Below are 18,631 nucleotides of genomic sequence, written 5' to 3'. Positions count from 1 at the left end.
GGGGAAGCTTTGTCGTTATTATTTGCGGGTAAATGGCCGGACTTTATTCAGGAGAAATTGGATCGGTTGGTGTGACATGCTGAATGGTTACAATAAATATAACATCAAAAATAGTTTTTAAAGTTATAGAGTGGTTTAAATTAATGATTCTATATTTTGTTATTTCTTCTTTTTTCTCTTTTTGTCAACTTTCCCCCACTCACTAGGGTCAGTATAAGCCTCCAGATTTTCAATGTGATGGATGAAGTAGTCTAAGGAGGTGCTTTTTTCTTCTAAAGCTCTTGCAAATTCAGATTCTTGGCTTTTTCTCCAGGCTTGTTCTTTCTCTGGAATGTCGCTTAATTTAAAGCTTGACATTTTTGATCTTAGTTGGTCAGCAGTAGTAAAAAAGACAGGAGCCGCTTCATTGTTATCATCAATCTCTACTTTAAAAACATCAATTATTGAAAGCTCTACACCATAGGATTTCAAGGCTTCAGATAAAATAAACAAAGAATGTGACTCTGATTTGTAATGCCCTGAATTATTGCAAATTCCTTTTATAATACCATCTTCTACTAGCCAAGCACCAGAAAAATCCAAGTTGGCTTTTCTTAAATAGCTTGAGTGATAAAACGCTTGCTTTCCCATTGATTTAACAAAAGGGACACTTCGCTGGTTATTTGAGAAGCTTGCATGTGGTGCTGAATAGAGTATCCAGTTCTTGTCCATTACAACAGATGACCAACGACCTTCCTTGCTTGCGGATAAACTTGCATAGGCATCAACTGGTGTGAGCTTGTCTTGAGGTATATTTATGGTGGGCGAATTTGCTGAACTTAAAGGTACCCAGTTATCTTTTGATATCGTTTGCTTTAATAATTCTTGATAATTAAATTGTTTGGGATTAATTGAATCGCTAGAGCTGTTAAGCCAATATGGGTGTTGGCATGCTCTGCCTGAAATAAAGTTAACTCTAAATGTTTCAGCTTGAGCGGGCGTCAAATATAATAGTGAATTTTCTCTCTCATCAGAGTGACGCATGCCAAATACATCTGCTTGCGTTGCATCTTTTATTAAGCCAAAAGCAGATACTTGTCGTGAGAAAATTAAATCTATGCTTGGCTGTATCTTATCTATTCCGCCATATTTTTTTGTTAGCAATTCTATGATATCGGTATATATTACGTTTAAATAAGACTTGAGTTCTGACCTTATTCCTTGATTTTTAGTGACTTCTGTCAGAAGTTTATATATTTCTGCTAAGAAAAAACTTTTAGATGATCCATCTAAATCAGGGTTTTTTAATTGTGAAAATGTAGCAGCAATAAACTTTAGCTTAGTATAAAGATTATCATCAATATTTGAACAACTATAAACACGATTTACTTCAGCAAGAAATTTTTCTTGGTCTGGTAGGGCCTTGAACTGAGATAAAATATGCATTGGTCTATCAAGTGGGCCTACTACATGAGTTCTGCCTCGGGTGGGAGTGGGGGGTTGCTTCAAGGCATCATCTAGTGCGTTATGCGTTACTTGCGACCTTTTGGGTTTTGCAGGTGGCTTTATTTGAGGACTTCTTGGTGGCTTTGCAGGTATACCACTTCTTGGTGGTTTTGCAGGTATACCACTTCTTGGTGGTTTTGCAGGTGCATCTTTAGCTTGTGGTGATGTTCCTGTTCCTGGCTTTAACTGGCTTTGTTTTAGAACTGCAGCTTCAGCAAGTGCTTTCATATTTACAGTTGGGGTGCTTGATGTTGTATTTCTGCCCATGATTTTTTCAGTTGTCCATAACTGAGTCAATTGTAGACAATATTTGGCTGCAGTTTTGCCGATAAGAAGATAAAATAACCGGTTCGAACCTATCACTGCGACCTTGCATGTTCTTTACTGATCAGCGACTTCACTTCTTTCGCCCCCTTACCGGCAAGTACCGGGAAGCAGTGGTGCAATGCCTGCGGCTACTTTATCGTCGTCAATTCAGTGCCTTAGCTGACTACGGACATCATCTATCGCGCCAGCAAATCCTTGAAATCTTTACCGAAGCACTGGTTCAGGCACCGGCTTTGGAAGACCAAGTTGCTCAGCTAGATGAAGATCATGAAGCGGTTTCAGATCGTGAACGTGCGGCGCAATTACTCAATAGGTTGATTGAACATGGTTGGATCGAACAGCATTTAGACGATGCAACCATGCAAACGGTGTATCGTTTTTCTCGTATGGGTCGTCAGTTCACCCAGCCTTTGGTTGATAGCGAGGGGGCTCGAGTTCATACCCGCCAGCGCAATACCCGTAATTGTAAAAATTCACTGCGGGCGTTTCTGGATAATGGCGAAGTCTATGAATTACTCGATGCTTGGGAATTCTCTGAGCGGATTATTTCCGACTTCACTGATTTGATTACCGAACTAGAAGATCGCAAGCGCGAGCTGGTTAAAGATATTGAAGTGCAGCACCAAGTAGAGTTAGCCAGTGAACAGTTCTTCGATTATATGAACCATCGTTTCCAGCCAGATATTTCAGTGCGGCTTTCGGCAGACTCGGTAGAAAAGCACCGGGAAGAAATCCGTGATTTGATTGACCAGATCATGTCACTGTCAAAAGAAGCCAAAGCCAATTCTGAGCGGCGGTTGCGTGAATTATTGCCAGAGTTGCTAGACGATTCTCGCCAATCATTATTGTGGATGATTCTGGAAGGTATTAATCAGCGCTTAAAGAATGCCTGTGAAATTATGATGCCTGAAATTCGCCGCGCCCTGCAAAGCTACACCAATCGAGCCGATATTATTATCCGCCAGATGACCTGGTTAGCTTCCCAGCAACAAGAAGATATTCGCGATGTTTGCCAGCAACTTAACGATCTAGAACCAGAATTACAAAAGCAGCGATTAGAACGCGCTGCTGATTTAATGACCGGTATTTCGGTGGGTTATCTCGACCCGGCCAGTTTGAAAATGCGCCAGCCTCGCCGAAAATCTGCCGAGCCAGTGTTTAGCGAAGCGCCGCCAGAACTCGATCAGCATTATCGTAAGCAACTGTTTATTCAAGATGCACTCGATCAAGCATTTATGCTCAATAGCAGCGGCCAGATTGAGTTTTTAAAGCAGCAGCTGGCTGATGGTAATGAAATCACTACCGAAACGATGATAATTAGTAGTGCACCTGATTTGCTATCGAGTGCGCATATTATTGAGCTAGGTACGATTAGTAATCGTTCCAGTGAATATCGCTTCAAAATTGAAAAAGTGTTGGGCAGAGAGCAGGTGCAAACTGATTACTTTGTTAAAACCGACAATTACCGTATTCAAATTCTCGAGGAATAACAGAAAAAGGATTGTCTGTTTTTACCGTATTTTAATGGAGAGCAACCTTGCTTAGTCAGTACCTTGAACAGCAGCTGCAGTCTCGCCAGCTGGAGTTAAATGACTTTCGAGTCGTGACCCAGCGTTTGCTGGACTTTGGCGTGTTATGCCGCGATGAAAACCTGACCGAACAGCAGTTGTATGATCAATACCTGCGAATGCGTGATCTGGTGGATGACTACATGGCATTGGTTGGTGTTCGCCTGCAGCACGATGGGCGATTTAATACGGTACGGCTTTTCCCGCCAAATGCTCGAATTCCGGGTGAAGAAGACCAAGAGCAGCCCTTCTCTGGAATGCGCGCTCGCCTAAGTCAAAATGAAGTGGCGGTGGTGCTGGTATTACGCAATCAATATGAGCAATTGCTGCGGGAAGGCAAAATTGATGAGCAAGGCTGTGCAGCATTATCGCTAGAGCAGCTATCGATTGCGTTGAAATCTTTATTAGGCCGCAGCTTGCCAATAAAAGCCGTTGAACGAGCAGAATTATTCCGCCGTTTACGCCGACTACGAGTGATTCACTATCGTAATGAAGAAGATCAGTTTGGTACCGATGTTTGGTTTAGAATTCGGCCGATGATTACTTCAATGGTTCCACCGCAAGTGATGGACGAACTCATGGGTAGAACTGATGAAGACTCACCTGTTGAATTAGAACAATCGCTTGATGACAATATGCCTGTCGAACAGCAAGAAGAAGATGTAGCGATTAATGTTACCAATTCAGATGATTCATCTGAAATCGAGCCGATAGCATCACCTGACCAGTCAGCGGAATAACTTTATGTATTTAAAAAAATTCATTTTTGTAAACTGGGGCAATATTCCTGATCAGGAATTTGAATTAGGCCCGGTTAATTTGCTGTCTGGTGCTTCTGGTTCGGGTAAAACTACCGCAGGTGATGCAATTCAGACCATTATGACCGCGGCTAAAAGTTCGCTGTTTAACTTCAACCCAGGTCAGGAAGAAACCACTCAACGTGGTCGCAGCAAACAGGTTCGTACCCTGGCATCTTATGTTTTGGGTTGTGATGACGGCTCTTTCGGCCGCACCAGTCAAACCAATGGTTATTTGGCCGCGGTGTTCGATGCCACCCAAGGCGAAGAAGACGGTAGCTTTACCGCGATTATTGCGATTCGGGCAGATATTGAACGGGTGGGTGAGCGCAAGGTGGCCCGTGAGCTAGAAAGTCGCTTTTTAATCGTTCCCGGCCAGCAGCTAACCATTGAAGATTTCCGAAAATCAGTCGATAAAGACCGTTATTTAGTGACCGGTCTCGATGCGATTACTCGAAATTTGCGCAAAAGCTACGGCGAGAAAACTATCGAAGAATATCCGACTAAAAAAGGGTATTTATGCCGATTGTATGGCGTGCTACGTGGAAAAAAAGGCTCAGTTTCAGAACGAGAGGCCAATTCAGCTGCTAAAGCTTTTTCTCGTTTTATGGCATATAAACCGGTTGGTTCAATTAATGATTTTGTTCGCCAGGAAATTTTAGAAAAGAAAGATCTTGGCGAAGCGATTCGTGCTATTTCTAATCTGATGAAAACCATTAATGCGATGGAACAAGATGCCCGATTAATTCAGGGCTCTATTGATGTATTAAATCAGGCTGGGCAATATTCTAATGGTTTCATTAAAGACTGGATCCAGTTAAATCTTTCTGAATATACCTTGGCGCAAACGCGTTATTTGCAAGATCAGAAAAAATATTTAACTGAAAAAGAAAAACAAGTTCAGTTACGGCACAATTTACAGCAAAATCGTGATGAATCAGAAAGCTTACAAAAAGCCCATGATCAGTCAGAAGAGTTATTAGTTCAGTTGCGTGCTCAAGCTGAAGGTGTTGATGTTCTACGGCGTAAAAAAGAGCTAGATGAGCAGAAAAATACCCTGGCGAGTCAATTGTCATCTAATGGCGCTGAACTATTACGCCAGCAACATCAGCTGGGGACTAACTTAAAATCAGCAGAACAGCTGGTTGCCTTGTTAGATACACCCGCACCAGAAATGGCGCTGTTTGCTGATAAAAACTTAGTTAAATCTGCCAAAAATGTTTTAGAAGCCGGTGGTGGTGATTTGGATTACCACCATTTAATGAATCATGACTGGATTGATTTATCTCCATGGCAAGGGCATTTAGAGCAAGCGCGTAATATTCAACACATGCACGGAAAATTGGCTGAGCAATTAAGCCAGTCCAATGGATTACGTGACCAGCTACTGGGGATAAAAAGCCGCCGCCAAGAGGAATTGGTCACCCTTGAAAACCGACAAAAACTGCTAGAGCGGGATATTGCCAGTTTGCAAGCCGGCCATAGAACTCGTTACCCGAAATATGTTCAAGAAGCGCTGGAAAGAATTCACAGTGAATTACCCAACGCCGATCCAAAAGTACTCTGTGATTATATTGAAGTCACTGATTCCGGTTGGCAATCGGCAATTGAAGGTTATTTAGGGCAAAACCGCTTCTGTATTTTTGTTGATGCAGAATATGAAGCGGAAGCAATTCGACTGGTTCGTGGCATGAAGGGCCGCAGCCAAGCCAAGGTAATTCAGGGCGAAAAAGCCCGCAGCGATGCCGCCAGAATGTCAGACACTAAAGATTCGATTATGGAAGTGTTGGATATTGGCCATGCAATTGCTAAAGGCTACCTTCAGGCAAGTTATGGCAACGTAAAACGAGTTAAAGATGCCGAAACATTGCGCCGTACGCCCCGAGGAATTTGTGCCGATGGCATTGGTTCTGGCGGTTATGCGATGTTCCGCTGTGATATTGCTGATGCTGAATTAGTTTTTGGTAAGGCAGCTCGCCAGCGAGCGTTAGCAGCTAAGCAACAATTATTAGAACAGTTACACATTGAATTTAATCAAGCTAAACAATTACTCAATTCGCTTAACCAGTTGTTTAATGCAGCAGATAGTTTCCAGCAATTAAATCTGGGTGAGCAGGTTGACGGTTTGTTGGGTGTATTGCGACAACTACAGCAAGTTGAGCAAACTCTGTCTGGGCTAGATCTTACTGACGCTAAACAATTGCAAACACAACTGGTAGAAGTAAAGCAGCGTCGAACAGAAGAAAAGAAACGGTTGATGCTGCTGGAGAATGATTTCGGCGGTATTGAGAATGAATTAAAGTCGATCACCCGTCGGGTAGAAAACCTTAGCGGCCAGCAAGAACAAACCGAACAAGAAGTTGAGCAGCGGGCACAAAACCTTGAGGCGATTTCTAGAGTCTGGGAAGTGTTTGATCCAGAAGCTCGGTTAGCCAAGGCCGACGAGGCGGCAAAGTCAGCAAATGCCAACCGGTTGGTTGAGCAGATCGAAACAGTTCGTGGTGACTTAATCGGCGAGACTGCTTCTTTAGTCAGCATTGTTCGCGACCACAACCAGCATTGCCAGAAAGGCGATAGCATTTACTTAATGGTCGATCCACAGCAAAAGCCTTGCCCTGCATTGTTTGCTCAGATCTGCGATATTCAGCGAGATATCGACAAAATACTCGATCGCTTGAAAGGTAATGTGCTGGTAGAAAAGCGCGACCAAATTTTAAAGCTGAAAGACAGTTTTGATTCCACTTTTATTGACCATTTGTGTGGTGCGATTCACCAGTCGATTAGTGAAGGTAAGCAAATTCTTGAAGAATTAAACCGGGAATTAAAACATCACGCATTCGGTAATGAGCGAGAAACCTATCGCTTTGACTGGAAGTGGGTGCCGGAATATAAAGAATATTGGCAATTCTTTGATGATATTCGTGCCCTGCCAATTGGTGAAGGTGTCAGCTTATTTGATAACAGTCGTTTATCTGAAACATCAGAAAAAATTCGTGACAAATTAATCGAATTATTACTTGATGAAGAAGAAGATCGAGCATTGCGTGCGCTAGAGCGAATTTCTGATTACCGCAATTATCGTGATTATGAAATTTACAAACAGGTGCCAGATAAACCAGAAATTGCCTTATCAGAATATGGTACGGGCTCGGGCGGTCAGTTGGAAACCCCTGCTTATATTATTCGTTCTGCAGCCATTACTTCAGCTTTCCAGTTTGGTCAATCAGGTAGTCACTTACGCATGGTGCTGGTTGACGAAGCCTTCTCGAAAATGGATGAAGCCCGTTCACGGGCAGTGATTAGTTATTTAACCGAAACCTTAGGGTTGCAACTGGTCTTTATCATGCCGTCCAAGGCTTCGGGTGCCTTTATGGATATGATCTCTAATCAATTTGTATTCGCCAAGAGCCCATCGGTAGAGATGGTAGGTGAACTTCATACCCGAGTGCATGTTGACCGCAAGATGCTCGACTCTGAGAGAGTGCAGGCTCTGTGGGAAAATCATCGTAAAACGATTCGTCATCAAGCGATGATGGATTTTATGGAAGAGTTTGCTTAAGTATTTTCTAAAATAAATGACTTTGTTTAAAACAAAACATTTAAGACGAAATATCTCAAATAAACCATTTAAAAAACCGGGTTACCTCGGTTTTTTTTCGTTAGTAATTGTTGTTTTATTAAAAATAAAAAAAATATACTATGTTGCGTTTCATTGTGGCAAGTTTTTTTTCTTTAGGACTGTTAGTGGCTTGTCTGACAGGTAATACCAATAGTCTGCTTTAAATGCGCTACGTTAGGAAGTTCTGAAATAAAAATTACTGGAACTAATCAAAAAAATATAACCTAATTGCCTCAGGTAAATTAAATAATAAAAGACATTTAGTCTTTATGTTTCTAACGACAAAATTGTCGAAAACCCCGAGGAAGTAGTAATGAAATTGTCCCTTGCATTGCGTCTTAGTTCTGTTTCTGTGGCGGTTGCAGCATCAATGATGGCGACGAGTGTCTCTGCACAATCGCTGGAAGACCGCATTCATCAGTTGGAATCACAAATTGGCCAAATGGAAACTGTAGCTGGACAAGGTGCTGGTGGCTCGGTTGAATTGTATGGCTCATTGCGTCCAAAGCTGAATTACACCAATACAGACCCTGCAACCGGCTCTGATAACAGCACAACAGATGTTCAAGATGCACTGTCACGTGTAGGTATTCGTGCTAAGACTGATATTGGTAATGGGTGGCATGCCGCTGCTCGTGGCGAATGGCAAGTTGCTATTGATGGTGACGGAAGTTTTGGTCTCCCACGTTTAGCATATGTAGAACTGGGTAATGAATCTTTTGGTACGGTTGCTTATGGTCGTCAGTGGACTGCTTTTTACAATACAGTTGGTGAATTAACTGATATTGCCAACCATAGAGCTAGCCCATTTGGTTATGACGCCATTGCATCTTTCCGTGTTGATAATCTAGTAACTTATCGCAATGACTTTGGTCCGTTGAATATTCAACTTGATACTCAGTTTGATGGTAAAGGTGAAGGTGACTCTGAAGCAGCTAATTCTGATGGGTTAGATCGTTATACCATCGCTGCTGGCCTGAATTTAGGTGCGTTGCGTTTGGGTGCAGCCTATGAAGAGCGTGTAATAGCAGGTGCCGATAATAATGAATTAATTGGTTTGGCAGCTTCCTATAAAGTCGGCGATTTATATCTTGCAGCAACATGGGTAGATCGTGATAGCGGTAACAGCTCAGATCAAACATCAGTGGATTTAGCCGCTAGCTATGGTTTGGGTAATGGTTTGACTGTGCAATCAGTTATCTCAGATGTTGATGATAGCAATAACGCTAATGACACCGATTCTTACTACTTTGCAGTGCAAAAGCAGTTAAACGATCAGGTTCGCGTCTGGACAGATCTTCGTTTCTCTGAAGTAGGCAGAACAGCCTCTACAGATGTAGTCGAAGCTTCTATTGGTCTGCGTTACGACTTTAGCCTTAGTTTGTAATATATAAACTAAAGCAATAGAAAAAAGAGCTCTTAATGAGCTCTTTTTTTATGGAAAGTCAAAATCTGTAATTAATAAGAATTGAGAATGTGATTTCTTATCATGCATTCCTAATTTTTATTTAAGCGGATAAAATGAAATGCAGTGCTTTCTCTAATGACTTGTATGACCTTGAATAGTGATTGGCTAAGCTGTTGTTTCAAAAATATTTGATGGAAAGTTTTGCTTGAAAGATACAAATGTTGTCAAAAAAACAACTTAAACAATAAACTTTTTGTTACAAATAGATTACTGAACTAATTTTGACAGGCGATCTAACAAAAAAAGAAAGCGAATTAATCGTTTCGTTTCTTTCCTTGCATTTTTGCTTTGCACTCCATCGGGGGTGTAGTTGGAGGTATCCAGTAATGCGTTTGTCCTTTGCTTTTCGTCTGTCTGCAATTTCTTTAGCTATGACAGGTTTATTCGTTTCAACAGCCGTTTCTGCTCAGTCTCTTGAAGATCGAATCAGATCTCTTGAATCACAAATTGGTCAGATGGAATCTACACCCGGCCAAGGCAGTGGTGGTGCGGTTGAAATTTATGGTTCTTTAAGAACCTTCGCAACCTATCAATCGGTTGATTCAGATCTTGGTGATGACAGCTCTACTGATATCAATGATGCTGCATCACGTATCGGTATTCGTACCAGCACCAGCCATGGTGACTGGACTGCGACAGCTCGCGGTGAGTGGGCAGTCAGAATTGGAGGTAATGCTGACTTCGGTGATGGCCGATTAGCTTATGTTCAAGTGGGTCATAAAGCACTTGGTAAAATTGGTGTTGGCCAGCAGTGGGGTGGTTTTTATAACCATGTCGGCGCAGTAACAGATATCGGTAACAACGGAACACCAGGTGGCTATAGTGCTATTGGTGGTGGCTTTCGTTTAGGTAACTTGATTAGTTATACCAATTCTATCGGCCCTGTTGCTATTCAAGTTGATAACCAATTTGATGGTGAAGACGATACGAGTAGCACTAGTAATAACAGAGATAACCTCGAGCTTTATGGTCTTTCAGCATCAATATCAGAAAGTAATTGTACTGTAGGCGTGGCTTATCAAGAACGTAAACTAGATGATTCAAATGGCTCCGATAAGCTGGCGGGTATTGCTGTAGGTTACAAGTTTGGCTCGGCATATATCTCAGCATCTTATGTAGATCGTGATAATGCCACTGGTGCAGATCCTAAAGCTTATGATTTGTCGGGTTCTTACTCTATGGGTAAAAACACGTTAATCGGTCATTACTATAATCTTGATACAGATAATGCCGCAGGTGACAAAACAAATGGTGTGTTGCTGTCAGTGCAGCATCAAATGAATGACCAGCTTCGTTTGTGGACTTCATTGCGTCTCGATGACGCCGATACTGATAATAAAGAAACAACTTCTGTTGATTTTGGTATGCGCTATGACTTTAGCATGAGCCTATAAGCTTTTAGTTTGTTTCAGTAGTGCGCAAAAAAAGGCCGGGAAATTTCCCGGCCTTTTTTTTGGTCAAACCATTTGAATAAAAAAGAAAAATCACTCAACTGTTTGGCTGAAATCAAAATAACCTTAATCAAAGTGTGGCACTTTGAATCTATTGCTTAGGTTTGGATTTAGGGCTGCTTTATGTCAAAGAAGTAATTAAGCTGCTAGCGCTTCTGGCAGCAGTATTTTCTATCTATTTACTGGTTAATATTCATCAGACCAATGTGCTATTGGAGGATTTAGGCCTTCCAGGCTTACTATCTTTGCCGATTAGCTACCTGCTGACTGGTGGGTTGGGTGTCTGTTCTATCTTGGCATTATTTCGTCGTATGCCGTTTTGGATATTACTTATCCCGCTTATCTCCCTCGCCTCGATTTCTATTTTAATTCAATACCTTGGTTTAGCAGTAGACTGCGGTTGCTTATCGCCTGAAAGTATCGAATATAAAACCTATCGAGCCTTGCCGATTAATTTGGCGGTCATTATATCGATGGTCGTATCGATTTTTATGGTTTTTGTTTTGAGTCGAATTCGCAAGCCAATAGTTGTTTGAGATTTTGATTTTTTGTTTGGTTGTTGGAGGCTAATATGTCATTTAGGTTAATGCTCGCATCATTGTGTATCTCATTGCCGGTTGTTTTTTTTGGTGGCGCGGCTAATGCAGGTTTACTCGATAGTAAATTTGAAAAAGAGGTACAAGCAGAATCTATTGCAGTTAAGTTAGTGAGAGATACTCAAAAAAGTGGCTATCAATTAATCACTACGGCTGAATTGAAGGCCAAGATGGATGCTGGCCAGAAAATGTTGGTGATCGATGCGATGCCGTACAAAGGTAGCTATGTAAAAGGCCATGTGCCGGGTGCAGTTAGCTTTGAGTTTCCGATCAAAGACATGTTGCAATGGGATAGTCAAAAAACAGCCAATAAAACGCAATCAGATTACCTTCAATTATTAGGTAATGATAAAGAAACAATGATTGTGGTTTACTGTGGTTTTGTAAAATGTGGCCGTAGCCATAATGGTGCGGATTGGGCTGTAAAGTTGGGCTATAAAAATGTTTATCGCTATCCGGGTGGTATTTTTGCCTGGAAGGGTGCTGATTTTGATATCGAGAAGTAATTGAATATTTGGTTTTAATAAAGTCGGCAGTGCCGGCTTTTTTTATGCGTAAAGTTTCTATTTGGTTTTTCAATATCGACGAATTTTAACAGTGGATTTCTTTTTCTCTTTGGTTATGAAAAGTGCCGCCGAAGGTGGTAGGTTGTTAGATAAATTTGATCATAAAAATATCCATTAATTAAGTAGTTTATGCTATTGGTAGGCCAGAATACTAGTATTTTAGATGACTAATATCTTTAAGCTACTAGTATACTAAGAATTGCTTGGTAATTACCCACTGATAATAATGTAATTACCGTTTGTGATGTGTGATCTATCTTTAGTTGTCATGTGATCCAAACTTGACTTGTTGCGAACTAAAATTAATTAAAGAGTTAATGTGAGGTATTTATTTTGATCAGAACGCTAACCTTATTGTTACTCGTACTTTTGTCGCCTGCAGTTTTTGCATTAGAAGACCCATCAAGCATGCTCTCTCGAGAGTCTTCAAAGTTGATTCAACTGGTGACTCAGCATCAAGACCAGCTGAAGCAAGATCCAGTATTTGCTCGAAGGTTGATGAGAAAAAACATTGTGCCATTGGTTGATGCGAAAGGATTGGCTAAGGGAGTTTTGGGGAAATACGGCCGTCAAGCGAATCAGCAGCAAATAATGGCCTTTCAACAGATACTGACAGAGGTATTAATTCGTACCTATGCCAAAGCATTTACTCTATATCGTAATGAAAAAATTGAATTTCATCCTGCTCGATTAAATAAAAAAAGTAATCGTGCGAAAGTTAAAGCCGAATTATATCTTTCTAATGGCGCACCACCGGTAAAGCTAATTTACAAGTTGGTGCTCATTGATAAGCGTTGGCTGATCAGAGATTTAACCGTTGAAGGCATTAGTTTGGTTGGAAGTTACCGGTCGCAGTTCGCTTCTCAAATACAAAGATATGGTGTGGCAGAAACTATTGATCGCTTTGATCGACAACTGCAAAAGTTAAAGTCAAATGATGGCTCGGCTTGATAGATTGGCAGATGCTTGCTTGTTGGTTGGCTGTGTTTTTGACTGGTGAAGTTGGTCTGAATTACCTTACCGATCTCTGGTCTATGTTATGCTTGCCCAGTCCACCGACAGGTGTGCTGACCTGTTGATTTAAGCTTTCAGGATACTATGAAGTTACAACAAATAATTGAACAGAAACTGAGTCAGGGGCTTTCACCCAGTCACCTGGAAGTGGAAAATGAAAGTCACCGTCATAACGTACCACCCAATTCAGAATCTCATTTCCGAGTAGTTGTGGTCAGTGACCAGTTTGACGGAAAGCGCTTGCTGCAAAGACATCGTTCGGTAAACCAATTGCTAGCTGAAGAGCTGGCTAATGGTGTGCATGCGCTAGCAATGCATACTTATACCGCGACTGAATGGAGTGAGCGAAAGGCTCAAGCTCCTGATCCTACCCAATGTAAGGGTGGAGCGTAATTACTTTGCCCGATTTAAACGGGAAAAAGGAGATTCGAATGCTGACTGAGAAAATGGTCAAACAGCTTAATGAGCAAATTAACCTGGAATTTTATTCTTCCAACTTATATTTGCAAATGAGCGCTTGGTGTGAAGACAAAGGTTTTGAAGGTGCTGCAGGATTCTTGTTGCTGCATGCAGATGAAGAAATGCAGCACATGCGCCGTTTGTTTAAGTACGTGAGTGAAACAGGCACTATGCCGGCTGTGGGTGCGATTGAAGCGCCACCAGCAAGCTGGGAGTCGTTGGCTGACGTGTTTAAAGATATCTATGAGCATGAACAACTGGTCACTCGAAGCATTAATCAGTTGGCACATACTGCATTTACTTCACAGGACTACAGCAGCTTTAACTTCCTGCAATGGTATGTCTCTGAGCAGCACGAAGAAGAAACGCTGTTTAAAGGTATTCTAGATAAAATAGAGCTGATTGGTTCCGATGGAAAAGGCTTGTTCTTTATTGACCAGGAAATTGGCAAGCTAACCGGTGGTGCAGTAAGCCCAATGTCGCCACCAGAAGGTGGTGCATAGCTATATTGTTTTACCTATCTTGGTAATGCTTTAAGCAAAAGGTTCAGTCGGTTTCGATTGAGCCTTTTTTATTTGCTCGGCTCTGCTGTTTTGGAAGATAACTGTTCTAGTTTTATCCTCAATAACAGCATCGGAATAATTAACCCAACAATGCATACCAATAAAGTGATTGCGATAATCCTCTCTAACCAAAGCATAATAAGGCACTCCTAATATATTCAACGTTATTTAGAGTTTACTTAAGAATATCAAGATGCTATTTCGATGACAGAATGATTAATTATTAGTGATATCTAAATCAGAGGAAGGTTTTATCGCAGGTACTTTGCTTCTAGTTAACCGTTTTGAAATTTGATTTTCTTTTCTATTAATGGCTTGTTGGCGCTGCTCAACCCACTTCAGTATGCGTTGACGGTCTGCTTCATCGCGCTGTTTTTTCTTGGCATATCTAACCGATGCGGCAGTGGCTGCGATACTGAGCAAGCCTAAGCTCGGGATTAAAAAACTACTAGAGGACATGAAACAACAGCTTGTTGAAATTAGCCGTGCATTCTATACCCAAAACGCTTCAAGGTGAAAGTGCGTGTTGAAATGGTTTGGGTATAAAAAAAGACCAAACTTGAAATAGACAGTTTGGTCTTTTAAAAACTACATCATGTCTTATTTAAATTTGACAGCGTGTTTCTTTGCTAGCGTCTGTTTTCCACTGATTGTTAGGTAGTTGTTCTAGCGAAAGATCTCCAGAAACATCGGTGACCGTTCCAAAAAATTGGTTGTCTGAAATTTGATGCTCACCGGTTTTTTGTAGATTCAGATTGTTTGAATCACCACAAAAGACATTGCCTTGTATTTGGCTGTTGATGTAGCCAATGGAAACTGTCTGATCTTTCAGAAAGTCATTGCTCTGTAGTTTTATGCTGCCATTGTCGTTAATGAAGCCTTGTTGAGTAAGGCTTGCAGACAAATCAACATTACCGCTCAGGCGACTATTGCTGATCTCAATTCCGCCGCGTTGTGCTTGAATATTACCTTCAATTTGACTGTAGCTAGCGCGCAAAATGGCATTGCTATCCAAGGCAATCGATCCGTTTAGAATTAGCTGCTGCTGATCTTCTCCAGCCAGAATCAGTGCATTGTTGGTGAGCGTTAGTTGGGATTGTTCATTGTGGCGAATATGCAATGTGCTGCCGCCATCAAAATTAATCCGGCCGCCAGAAGCGGTGGCAAATCCGTCTTGAGTGACATAATAAGCGCTAGGAAAGTTTTCAAGCGCCGATAATTGCTTATTTAAAGGCTGCCACACCGTAACGGATAGACTTTGCTGCTGCAGTTGCTCACCTTCGCCAATGGTTGCCTGAATCGTAATGACGCCCGTTAAAGACGGTGCAAATTGCAGTGGGTTGGTCGTCTGCGGGATAACTAGCTCGCCGTTAGCCCGAGTAACGGTCCATTTCAAATTGTCGTTAGAAGATGACTCGATAGAAAGAGATTGATCAATTAAAGGGTATTCGCCAGCATTTGAGCTGATGGTAAATATGCTGCCGACGTTATCTCCTGGATCCGGTCCATTTACCGTTGGATCGTCACTACTGCTACATGCACTTAAACCAATTGCCAGAGAGGCTGACATGATTAGAATCGAGGTCTTTTTCATTATTATTTTTCTGATTCAGCAAACCAATAGTGAATCAGTTTACCGACAATCCATGACAAGGGAATGACTGATTATCTATCTGCTGTATTTTTTCTAAAGCTATTGGGCAAATTTGAAGCATATCTAGCTATATGTAAGTTGCATGTCTAAATCACAAGCCAGCACTTTGTTATGATTTGAGGATGAAGTAGCGAAATGAAGTATTTTGAGAGGTTAAAAGTGGGTTTAGTGAGAATGTTGATCGGTAGTTTGCTATCGATTTTGGCTTTGACTGTTTCTGCAGAGCAAATAGTTAAGTTGGAAGACGGTCGTAGTGTTTTATTGAAAGATGATTTTAGCTGGCAATATGTAGTACCAACAGTTGCAGTTAAAAATGATGCGAATGCTGTTTTGCAGTCAAGTACTTCAATCAACCCGCTTTCGGTTGCTATCCCGGTTATCTCCTCTGTTAAAGGCACCAGTATTTTCTTGGGTAGTAATAAGCCAGTCATGCAGCTGAGTGACAATGGCGTAGATCTTTTGATTGGTGCGGCGAGTTATAAAAATGGTCTGCTCATTATGCCGACTCAATTAACCAATCAAAGCAGCCAGTCTGTAGTGTTGGTTGAGGTGGAGGCGACGTTATCTGACTCCAAAGGTAAGCAATTGCTGCAAGAAGAGTTGAAAATTTGGTCGTCAATCAAACGGGTTGCAGATACTTACTTCAGACCGAAAACCCAACGTCAGGGTAAGTCTATTGAGCTGAAAGTACCTGAGCAATCTGAATATAACTTGCAGCTGGAAGTTATCAAGGTTGAGCATTGGTAAAGCAACAGGTGGGTAACTGCAGTCATTGTTTGTCTGCGGTAACCAACTACTTTTTTACAGGCAAAAAAAAGCCGTTCAAAAGAACGGCTTTTCAAATATGGTAGCAAAGGGCAGATTCGAACTGCCGACCCCATCATTATGAGTGATGTGCTCTAACCAGCTGAGCTACTTTGCCACTGCTGTGCTGCTTTGCTTTCGCTCTGCAACCAACGGGGGCGCATTATCCATATCAGACATGATTCTGTCAAATGATTTGCCAGTAATTCATTGCGATTCTTCAATGCTATAAAAATAACATCCGATTATTAGTAGGTTACCTTGCTTGGGCGTGGTTGCTAGTGATGATTTAAAAAGACTGTAAACATCTCCCGAAAGAGCGTTTATCAATTTTGCTAAACAGTTCCGTTATCTATCTAGTTTACTGGTTAACTTACTCGAAAAGCCTTTTTTGAGTTGAAGAAATAATTAGGGATAAATAAAAAACGTGCGACATGGATTCAGTTGCAGGAGTTTTCCATGTCAGAAACTTGTTGTGTTGTTTATTTGTGGTTGCCTGGACGAAAGTATTCGGCTGCTCCTAAGGGGTTTGCTGCAGACAATGTTGCTGAGGGAAGTCGTCATAAGAACGCCGCTTTGAGTCAGCACAGCAGCTTACTTCAACTGTTTCCTTCAGGTGAATTTGATCGTGAAAAAATGGAATTAGCATTCCATGAAAATCTATTGCACCAAGCGCTAGGCATGAAGGCCGTTGATATGAACTGGAAGCTGCAGATTGATTTTCAAGATAACCAAGGCCTCTTTATGATGGAAATGGCTCAGCAGTTAAAGCGGCAACTAAGTTCTGCTAAAAGTGATATTGAACGCTTGTTACCAGTTGAAGCTCAAGATAGTACGCCTTGGCGTATCAATTTATCCGGACTCAATGAGCAGGCAATGTTGGACGCATGGCTGCAGATTAAAGGCAAGTCAAATGGCCACTATAGAATTTTTCGAAAAAACTGCGCCACGGTTGTGCATCGAGTTTTAGCTGCTGGAGGTGCTGATCAGCTAGCTGGATGGAGTGCAAGTCATGCAGGTGTTTGGACGCCAGGTAGATTGTTTAATTATTGCATGAAGGTTCAAGGTCGATCTGTTATGTCAGCCGCTTAATCATTGATAGATTCCAGCCACAAAAAAGCCGAAGCAATTGCTTCGGCTTTTTTGCGCGTACTAAGCGTCTATACGTTAAAGCGGAAGTGAATCACGTCGCCATCAGAGCAGACATATTCTTTACCTTCCAGGCGCCATTTACCGGCATCTTTTGCGCCGGCTTCACCCTTGAATTCAATAAAGTCTTCATAGGCCATTACTTCGGCACGAATGAAGCCTTTTTCAAAGTCGGTGTGAATTTTACCAGCAGCTTGTGGTGCGGTAGCGCCAACAGGAATCGTCCAAGCGCGAACTTCTTTAACACCCGCAGTAAAGTAGGTTTGCAGATCGAGCAGGCTGTATCCGGTATGAATTACCCGATCTAAACCTGGCTCTTCAAGCCCCAGCTCTTGTAAGAAGTCGGCTTTGTCGTCGTCGTCCAGCTCGCTGATTTCGGCTTCGATTGCTGCGCATACCGCAACAATTTTTGCACCTTCTTTTTCAGCCAGTGCCGCTACTTTGTCTAGCAGCTCGTTATTTTCAAAGCCGTCTTCGTTGACATTGGCAACATACATCACTGGCTTGCCAGTCATCATAAATAAACCATCAATGACAATTTGTTCTTCTTTGCTGCATTCAAAAGTGCGTGCCGGATGGCCTTCACCTAAATGCTCGGCTAGTTTTTCGACTAGCACTAGTTCAGCTTTAGCTTCTTTGTTGCCGCTTTTCGCGTTGCGAGTGACTCGCTTAACTGCTTTTTCTGCAGCTTCCAAATCGGCTAAAGCTAATTCGGTATTGATGACTTCGATATCATCTAGCGGATCGATCTTGCCTTCAACGTGAATAATGTCGTCATTTTGGAAACAGCGAACCACGTGAGCGATTGCATCGGTTTCACGGATATTGGCTAAAAACTGGTTGCCCAGACCTTCACCTTTAGAAGCGCCTTTTACCAAGCCAGCGATATCAACAAATTCCATAGTGGTTGGCAGGATTTTTTGAGGATTGACAATCGCTGCTAATTTGTCGAGACGTGGATCGGGTACCGGTACGATGCCAACGTTTGGATCAATGGTACAAAATGGATAGTTGGCTGATTCGATGCCTGCCTTGGTTAAGGCATTAAACAAGGTCGATTTGCCAACATTTGGTAAGCCGACAATTCCGCATTTGAAACCCATGGTGAAAT

Annotated in this window: 16 protein-coding genes and 1 tRNA gene; 12 read left to right on the top strand and 5 right to left on the bottom strand. The window is 41.9% G+C overall.

Annotated elements, in window-relative coordinates; translation table 11 throughout:
- Positions 1 to 159 precede the first annotated feature (159 nt).
- Positions 160 to 1,752: a hypothetical protein gene (locus DC094_RS05975; protein ID WP_133245476.1), complete on the bottom strand. Its 1,593-nt coding sequence runs from the start codon at positions 1,750 to 1,752 to the stop codon at positions 160 to 162.
- Positions 1,753 to 1,859: 107 nt separating this feature from the next.
- Between DC094_RS05975 and DC094_RS05970 the strand changes: the two genes are divergently transcribed.
- The 10 genes from DC094_RS05970 (at position 1,860) to ftnA (ending at position 13,853) form a co-directional block, all read left to right on the top strand.
- The gene (locus tag DC094_RS05970) at positions 1,860 to 3,302 is read left to right on the top strand and encodes a Wadjet anti-phage system protein JetA family protein (RefSeq protein WP_116686132.1); all 1,443 of its coding nucleotides are present in this window, start codon (positions 1,860 to 1,862) and stop codon (positions 3,300 to 3,302) included.
- Positions 3,303 to 3,349: 47 nt separating this feature from the next.
- Positions 3,350 to 4,120, top strand: a complete 771-nt coding sequence (locus DC094_RS05965) for a DUF4194 domain-containing protein (protein ID WP_116686131.1) — start codon at positions 3,350 to 3,352, stop codon at positions 4,118 to 4,120.
- 4 nt (positions 4,121 to 4,124) lie between these two features.
- Positions 4,125 to 7,736, top strand: coding sequence for an ATP-binding protein (locus tag DC094_RS05960; protein WP_116686130.1), 3,612 nt, complete (start codon positions 4,125 to 4,127; stop codon positions 7,734 to 7,736).
- A 373-nt stretch (positions 7,737 to 8,109) separates the two neighbouring features.
- Positions 8,110 to 9,183, top strand: coding sequence for a porin (locus DC094_RS05955; RefSeq protein ID WP_116686129.1), 1,074 nt, complete (start codon positions 8,110 to 8,112; stop codon positions 9,181 to 9,183).
- Positions 9,184 to 9,590: 407 nt separating this feature from the next.
- Positions 9,591 to 10,658 (top strand): porin, encoded by a 1,068-nt coding sequence (locus DC094_RS05950; RefSeq protein ID WP_116686128.1) that lies wholly within the window; start codon positions 9,591 to 9,593, stop codon positions 10,656 to 10,658.
- 161 nt (positions 10,659 to 10,819) lie between these two features.
- A complete protein-coding gene (locus DC094_RS05945; protein WP_116686127.1) occupies positions 10,820 to 11,251 on the top strand; it encodes a hypothetical protein in 432 nt (143 codons plus the stop codon).
- Positions 11,252 to 11,286: 35 nt separating this feature from the next.
- Positions 11,287 to 11,817, top strand: a complete 531-nt coding sequence (locus DC094_RS05940) for a rhodanese-like domain-containing protein (protein WP_116686126.1) — start codon at positions 11,287 to 11,289, stop codon at positions 11,815 to 11,817.
- Between the two features lie 393 nt (positions 11,818 to 12,210).
- Positions 12,211 to 12,828 carry an MlaC/ttg2D family ABC transporter substrate-binding protein gene (locus tag DC094_RS05935; RefSeq protein ID WP_133245475.1) on the top strand — a complete coding sequence of 206 codons (618 nt, stop codon included), beginning with the start codon at positions 12,211 to 12,213 and terminating at the stop codon, positions 12,826 to 12,828.
- A 147-nt stretch (positions 12,829 to 12,975) separates the two neighbouring features.
- Positions 12,976 to 13,284, top strand: a complete 309-nt coding sequence (locus tag DC094_RS05930; protein WP_116686124.1) for a BolA family protein — start codon at positions 12,976 to 12,978, stop codon at positions 13,282 to 13,284.
- A 38-nt stretch (positions 13,285 to 13,322) separates the two neighbouring features.
- The gene (gene ftnA / locus DC094_RS05925; RefSeq protein WP_116686123.1) at positions 13,323 to 13,853 is read left to right on the top strand and encodes a non-heme ferritin; all 531 of its coding nucleotides are present in this window, start codon (positions 13,323 to 13,325) and stop codon (positions 13,851 to 13,853) included.
- A gap of 276 nt (positions 13,854 to 14,129) precedes the next feature.
- Here ftnA and DC094_RS05920 read toward each other — a convergent pair whose 3' ends face one another.
- Both DC094_RS05920 and DC094_RS05915 read right to left on the bottom strand, forming a co-directional pair.
- A complete protein-coding gene (locus DC094_RS05920) occupies positions 14,130 to 14,372 on the bottom strand; it encodes a hypothetical protein (RefSeq protein WP_116686122.1) in 243 nt (80 codons plus the stop codon).
- Positions 14,373 to 14,517: 145 nt separating this feature from the next.
- On the bottom strand, positions 14,518 to 15,507 hold the full coding sequence (locus tag DC094_RS05915; protein ID WP_133245474.1) for a hypothetical protein: 990 nt from the start codon (positions 15,505 to 15,507) through the stop codon (positions 14,518 to 14,520).
- A gap of 195 nt (positions 15,508 to 15,702) precedes the next feature.
- On the opposite strand from DC094_RS05915, the gene DC094_RS05910 reads away from it, so the two are divergent.
- On the top strand, positions 15,703 to 16,314 hold the full coding sequence (locus DC094_RS05910; RefSeq protein WP_206605573.1) for a DUF3157 family protein: 612 nt from the start codon (positions 15,703 to 15,705) through the stop codon (positions 16,312 to 16,314).
- A 98-nt stretch (positions 16,315 to 16,412) separates the two neighbouring features.
- Here DC094_RS05910 and DC094_RS05905 read toward each other — a convergent pair.
- Positions 16,413 to 16,489 (bottom strand) — tRNA-Met (locus DC094_RS05905).
- Positions 16,490 to 16,830: 341 nt separating this feature from the next.
- Between DC094_RS05905 and DC094_RS05900 the strand changes: the two genes are divergently transcribed.
- A complete protein-coding gene (locus DC094_RS05900; protein ID WP_116686120.1) occupies positions 16,831 to 17,463 on the top strand; it encodes a hypothetical protein in 633 nt (210 codons plus the stop codon).
- 68 nt (positions 17,464 to 17,531) lie between these two features.
- On the opposite strand, the gene ychF is transcribed toward DC094_RS05900, so the two are convergent.
- Positions 17,532 to 18,623 carry a redox-regulated ATPase YchF gene (gene ychF, locus DC094_RS05895; RefSeq protein ID WP_116686119.1) on the bottom strand — a complete coding sequence of 364 codons (1,092 nt, stop codon included), beginning with the start codon at positions 18,621 to 18,623 and terminating at the stop codon, positions 17,532 to 17,534.
- Positions 18,624 to 18,631: the final 8 nt, after the last annotated feature.

It is taken from the genome of Pelagibaculum spongiae (assembly GCF_003097315.1).
In the GTDB taxonomy this organism is placed as follows: Bacteria; Pseudomonadota; Gammaproteobacteria; order Enterobacterales; family Pelagibaculaceae; genus Pelagibaculum; species Pelagibaculum spongiae.
The sequence above is the reverse complement of the archived record's forward strand: the minus strand, read 5'-3'. Positions and strand labels throughout refer to the sequence as shown.

Coding starts and splice junctions, on each gene's coding strand:
- DC094_RS05975 (WP_133245476.1), bottom strand. CDS start 1,752: ATGGGCAGAAATACAACATCAAGCACCCCAACTGTAAATATGAAAGCA.
- DC094_RS05970 (WP_116686132.1), top strand. CDS start 1,860: ATGTTCTTTACTGATCAGCGACTTCACTTCTTTCGCCCCCTTACCGGC.
- DC094_RS05960 (WP_116686130.1), top strand. CDS start 4,125: ATGTATTTAAAAAAATTCATTTTTGTAAACTGGGGCAATATTCCTGAT.
- DC094_RS05955 (WP_116686129.1), top strand. CDS start 8,110: ATGAAATTGTCCCTTGCATTGCGTCTTAGTTCTGTTTCTGTGGCGGTT.
- DC094_RS05950 (WP_116686128.1), top strand. CDS start 9,591: ATGCGTTTGTCCTTTGCTTTTCGTCTGTCTGCAATTTCTTTAGCTATG.
- DC094_RS05940 (WP_116686126.1), top strand. CDS start 11,287: ATGTCATTTAGGTTAATGCTCGCATCATTGTGTATCTCATTGCCGGTT.
- DC094_RS05930 (WP_116686124.1), top strand. CDS start 12,976: ATGAAGTTACAACAAATAATTGAACAGAAACTGAGTCAGGGGCTTTCA.
- ftnA (WP_116686123.1), top strand. CDS start 13,323: ATGCTGACTGAGAAAATGGTCAAACAGCTTAATGAGCAAATTAACCTG.
- DC094_RS05920 (WP_116686122.1), bottom strand. CDS start 14,372: ATGTCCTCTAGTAGTTTTTTAATCCCGAGCTTAGGCTTGCTCAGTATC.
- DC094_RS05915 (WP_133245474.1), bottom strand. CDS start 15,507: ATGAAAAAGACCTCGATTCTAATCATGTCAGCCTCTCTGGCAATTGGT.
- DC094_RS05910 (WP_206605573.1), top strand. CDS start 15,703: ATGAAGTATTTTGAGAGGTTAAAAGTGGGTTTAGTGAGAATGTTGATC.
- DC094_RS05900 (WP_116686120.1), top strand. CDS start 16,831: ATGTCAGAAACTTGTTGTGTTGTTTATTTGTGGTTGCCTGGACGAAAG.
- ychF (WP_116686119.1), bottom strand. CDS start 18,623: ATGGGTTTCAAATGCGGAATTGTCGGCTTACCAAATGTTGGCAAATCG.